The organism is Terrabacter sp. 2RAF25 (genome assembly GCF_052115265.1).
In the GTDB taxonomy this organism is placed as follows: Bacteria; Actinomycetota; Actinomycetes; order Actinomycetales; family Dermatophilaceae; genus Terrabacter.
Window position 1 is genome coordinate 1 of record NZ_JBFRGJ010000031.1, and the last position, 629, is coordinate 629.

At 43.1% G+C, this 629-nt stretch carries 1 protein-coding gene; it reads left to right on the plus strand.

The genetic code is table 11. The annotated features are described in order from the left end of the window. Positions 1 to 238 precede the first annotated feature (238 nt). A partial coding sequence (locus AB4091_RS21815) for a hypothetical protein (RefSeq protein ID WP_442295001.1) occupies positions 239 to 629 on the plus strand: 391 nt, incomplete at its 3' end.

The following is a 629-nucleotide window of genomic DNA, read 5'->3' on the forward strand; positions in this document are numbered from 1 at the left end:
AGGCAGGAAAGATTCCCGGTCTTCAAGCACTGGAAAAAAGGGATTGGCTAAATCAAAGGAATCACGTGGAGTACATGCGAGTAGCGTAACGGTAGAACGTGTCTAAACCTAAGCCTGCAATCTGAACTACGCTCAGATAAGGTATTATGATCATCAAGGGGCTATGATTTTGCGAAATGTCGGACGGTTCGGATCAATCACTGTCGAGACGAAATACCAACCAGCAGAAAGCTAAGTCATGAAGCTTGACAAACGACAAGGTAATAAAGTCTTCGACAAGATTGTTCTAAGATCGGCTACGAAGATGAAAGCAGCGTTTCTGTTGATATGCGCCTTAGTGCCGCATTCCTCTGCGGCCGAAACAATGTTGCTTCCTTCCGAGTTTAAATCTCCAACTCAAGTGCCTGAACGGAAGATTGTAAGGTTTCCTAAGACCGATTTGTCTGTCCTAGGAAAGCTTTGTTTTATATCTGGATCGGGAGAGAAAGGAGAGCGTGGCTTTACTGCTAGATTTAGAACTAGTGAAAATATTTATAAAACTGAGGGCAATAAAAGAATCGAAGTTATAAACTATTCAGACGTCTCGCGATACGTTTTGTATAGAGAGCACTATGATGAGAGCCCTGCTG